At 63.7% G+C, this 3,999-nt stretch carries 4 protein-coding genes; all 4 read left to right on the top strand.

What is annotated here, in order from left to right:
- The first annotated feature begins 176 nt into the window (after positions 1-176).
- Complete coding sequence (argC, locus tag Y708_RS0115390; RefSeq protein ID WP_028280610.1) at positions 177-1,208, top strand: N-acetyl-gamma-glutamyl-phosphate reductase; 1,032 nt, start codon at positions 177-179, stop codon at positions 1,206-1,208.
- Positions 1,205-2,374, top strand: coding sequence for a bifunctional glutamate N-acetyltransferase/amino-acid acetyltransferase ArgJ (gene argJ, locus Y708_RS0115385; protein ID WP_028280609.1), 1,170 nt, complete (start codon positions 1,205-1,207; stop codon positions 2,372-2,374). Before argC ends, argJ begins: the two co-directional genes overlap by 4 nt.
- Positions 2,375-2,411: 37 nt before the next feature.
- A complete protein-coding gene (gene argB, locus Y708_RS0115380; protein WP_028280608.1) occupies positions 2,412-3,323 on the top strand; it encodes an acetylglutamate kinase in 912 nt (303 codons plus the stop codon).
- A partial coding sequence (locus tag Y708_RS25540; RefSeq protein WP_035776588.1) for an aminotransferase class III-fold pyridoxal phosphate-dependent enzyme occupies positions 3,320-3,999 on the top strand: 680 nt, incomplete at its 3' end. The genes argB and Y708_RS25540, both read left to right, overlap by 4 nt.

Genomic DNA, 3,999 nt, shown 5'->3' with positions numbered 1-3,999 from the left:
GTGGCTGGTGGGTATCGCGGGCAACGAGGACTTCCGGTCCGCCTGCAACATGTACAACAATGGCTGTGGGCATTGAACTTCTCCATCCGGTTGGAACTGTTTCATCCATGCTATGACGCATGGTCTCCTGCATATTTATGTGACAGCATGAATATGTTTGCTGTACGCTGATGTTCATGAGTATTTCGGTAGCGGTTTCCGGCGCCAGCGGCTATGCGGGCGGCGAAGTGTTGCGCCTGCTGTCATCGCATCCGGGCGTGACCATTGGTGCCATCACCGCCCACAGCAGTGCCGGTTCCCGCCTGGGAGAGCTGCAGCCGCATCTTCACTCACTGGGAAACAGATTGATCGAGGAAACCTCCGTCGAGAATCTTGCCGGCCACGACGTCGTCTTCCTCGCCCTGCCGCACGGCGCCAGCGCCGAGATCGCGGCGAAGCTTCCCGCAGACACCCTGGTCATTGACGCCGGCGCGGATCACCGCCTGGATGATCCCGCCGCGTGGGAGCAGTTTTACGGTTCGACGCACGCCGGAACCTGGCCGTACGGTCTTCCCGAGCTTCCCGGCCAGCGCGCAAAACTCCGGGGAGCGAGGCGCATTGCTGTTCCCGGTTGCTACCCCACCAGTGCGCTCCTGGCGCTGACGCCGGGATTTGCCGCAGGTCTGCTCAAGCCCGACGACGTTGTGATTGTCTCAGCCTCCGGCGCGTCGGGTGCAGGCAAGGCGCTGAAGCCGCACCTTCTCGGCTCGGAGGTGATGGGCGGCATGAGTCCCTATGGGGTTGGGGGCGGCCACCGGCACACGCCCGAGATCGAGCAGGAACTTTCCACCGCAGCCGGAATGCCGGTGACAGTGTCATTCACTCCCACCCTCGCCCCCATGTCGAGGGGAATCCTGACGACGGCGACAGCGAGAGTGGCACCGGGCGCGTCCGCCGAATCACTCAGGGAGGCGTGGGAAAGCGCGTACGACGACGAAACGTTTGTCACGCTGTTGCCGCACGGCCAGTGGCCGGCCACCAAGTCCGTGGTTGGCTCCAACTACGCGAACCTGCAGCTTGCCTACGATGGGCATGCGGGGCGGGTCATCGTCAGCTGCGTGATCGACAACCTCACTAAGGGCACCGCCGGAGGGGCCGTCCAGTCCATGAACATAGCGCTGGGACTGCCCGAAACGGCAGGCCTGACAATGCAGGGAGTTGCACCGTGAGTATCACCGAACCGCAGGGCTTCCGGGCTTCCGGCGTAGCCGCCGGCCTTAAATCAACGGGAAAGCCCGATATTGCCCTCGTGGTCAACGATGGTCCGCTGAAGCATGCCGCAGCGGTATTCACCTCCAACCGGGTGGCCGCCGCACCAGTGCACTGGTCCCGTCAGGTCGTATCCGACGGACGCGTTGATGCAGTGGTACTGAATTCCGGTGGGGCCAACGCGTGCACCGGAGCGCAGGGCTTTCAGAACACCCATGCCACTGCTGAACATGCCGCCGGGGTGCTGGGTGTGTCCGCGGGAGATGTCTTTGTGTGCTCCACCGGACTCATCGGCGAGCAGTTGCCCATGGAGAAAGTGCTTTCGGGCGTGGATGCAGCAGCCGGTCAGCTCACCACCGCCGGAGGACAAGCTGCGGCCGAGGCCATCATGACCACTGATTCCGTATCCAAAGAAGCCCGGCACCCGGCATCCGCAGATGAGCCGAGCGAGGGATACTCTATTGGCGGGATGGCCAAAGGCGCCGGGATGCTTGCACCCGGCCTTGCAACGATGCTCGTGGTGCTGACCACCGACGCGGTGGTGCCGCCCGCCGAGCTGGATGCTGCGCTCCGGGAAGCAACCCGCGTCACGTTTGACCGCGCGGATTCCGACGGCTGCATGTCCACCAATGACACAGTGGTGCTGCTGGCATCCGGAGCCAGCGGCATTACCCCTGATGGCGCCGAGTTTGCCGCAGCGCTGACCGCGGTATGCGACAGTCTTGCCCGGCAGCTCATCCAGGACGCCGAGGGCGCCAGCCACACCATCGCCGTCACCACCAGCGGCGCCGCCAGCGAGAGCGACGCCGAAAAGGTGAGCAGGGCCGTCGCCCGGTCCAATCTGTTCAAGACCGCCATCTTTGGCAACGATCCCAACTGGGGCCGGGTGCTCGCCGCCGTCGGGACCACCGATGCCCGGTTTGAGCCGGATCAATTGAATGTGTCGATGAACGGGATCCAGATCTGCCGGGGCGGCGGTATCGGTGAATCGCGGGACCTGGTCGATCTCACCGGGCGTGAGGTCAGTGTGGAGATCGATCTGCAGGCCGGGACGGCAGAGGCGACCATCTGGACCAACGACCTGACCCATGAATACGTCCACGAGAACTCGGCGTACTCCAGCTGACCCGGTGGTCGATGACCGGGGGCAAGAAAAGGAAGTCATGAACACAGTCAACGCGGCACAGGACAAGGCAGCCACCCTCATCGAGGCGCTGCCTTGGATCCAGCGCTTCGCCGGAACCGTCATGGTGGTCAAGTACGGCGGCAACGCCATGGTCAACGAGGATCTCCGCCGCGCCTTCGCTGAGGACATTGTCTTCCTTCACCACGTGGGCATCCATCCCGTGGTGGTGCACGGCGGAGGCCCGCAGATCAACGGGATGCTGGACAGGCTGGGCATTCAGTCCGAGTTCAAGGGCGGTCTCCGGGTCACCACACCCGAGGCCATGGATGTAGTGCGCATGGTCCTGACCGGTCAGGTGGGACGCGAGCTCGTAGGGCTCATCAATTCACACGGACCCTATGCGGTGGGGCTCTCCGGAGAGGACGGCGGACTGCTGCAGGCGGTCCGCACCGGGACCATCATCGACGGGGTGGGCGTGGATCTTGGCCTGGTGGGTGAGGTGGTGGGCGTTAATCCGTCAGCCATTCTGGACATCCTGGAAGCGGGTCGGATTCCCGTCATCTCCACGGTTGCCCCTGAGATTGACTCCGCGGGGACAAGTACCAACCAGGTGCTGAACGTCAATGCCGACACCGCCGCCGCTGCGCTCGCCGAAGCACTCCATGCCTCGAAACTGGTGATCCTCACCGACGTTGAAGGACTCTACGCAAGCTGGCCGGACAAGTCGTCGCTGATTTCATCCCTGACGGCAGGGGAACTTCGGGACAAGCTGCCTCAGCTGGAGTCCGGCATGATCCCCAAGATGCAGGCCTGCCTCAAGGCCGTTGACGGGGGAGTGGAGCGGGCACACATTGTCGATGGCAGGGAAGCTCATTCCATGTTGCTGGAAGTCTTTACCACCGCCGGAATCGGCACCCAGGTAGTGCCGGACGAGGACGTGACCGCATGAATGAAGTGACGCAGGCAAAACTGCCCGAGATCCAGGAAGCATCCGGCCAGGAGTGGCTGGAACGCTACGGAAGGTCGCTCCTGGGAGTTTTCGGCACTCCGCAGCGCGTACTGGTCCGCGGCGCCGGCTGCCACGTCTGGGATGCGGACGGAAATCAGTACCTTGACCTGTTGGGCGGTATCGCCGTCAACGCGCTGGGCCACGCCCATCCCTTTGTCACGTCGGTGATCAGCAGCCAGCTCGCCACCCTGGGGCATGTCTCCAACTTTTTCACCAGCCCCACCCAGATTGCGCTCGCCGAAAAACTGCTTGATCTCTCGAGGGCACCGGATGGTTCCAGGGTCTTCTTCACAAACTCCGGCACCGAAGCAGTGGAGGCGGCTTTCAAGCTTGCCCGCCGTAACAGCAGCGCGGCCCAGGCGGGAACAAAACGCAGCCGGATCCTTGCGCTCGACGGCGGTTTCCACGGCCGCACCATGGGTGCGCTCGCGCTCACCTCCAAACAAGCCTACCGGGAGCCCTTCGAACCTCTCCCGGGCGGCGTGGAGCATCTTCCATTCGGCGATATCGACGCACTGGTGAGCGCCGTCGATGAGTCGGTTGCCGCCGTCGTACTTGAACCAATCCAGGGCGAGGCGGGCGTCCGTCCGCTCCCGCCGGGCTACCTGAGGGCCGC

This window comes from Arthrobacter sp. H5 (assembly GCF_000520595.1).
Classification (GTDB): Bacteria; Actinomycetota; Actinomycetes; order Actinomycetales; family Micrococcaceae; genus Arthrobacter_D.
This window is presented reverse-complemented; position numbering and strand designations above follow the sequence as displayed.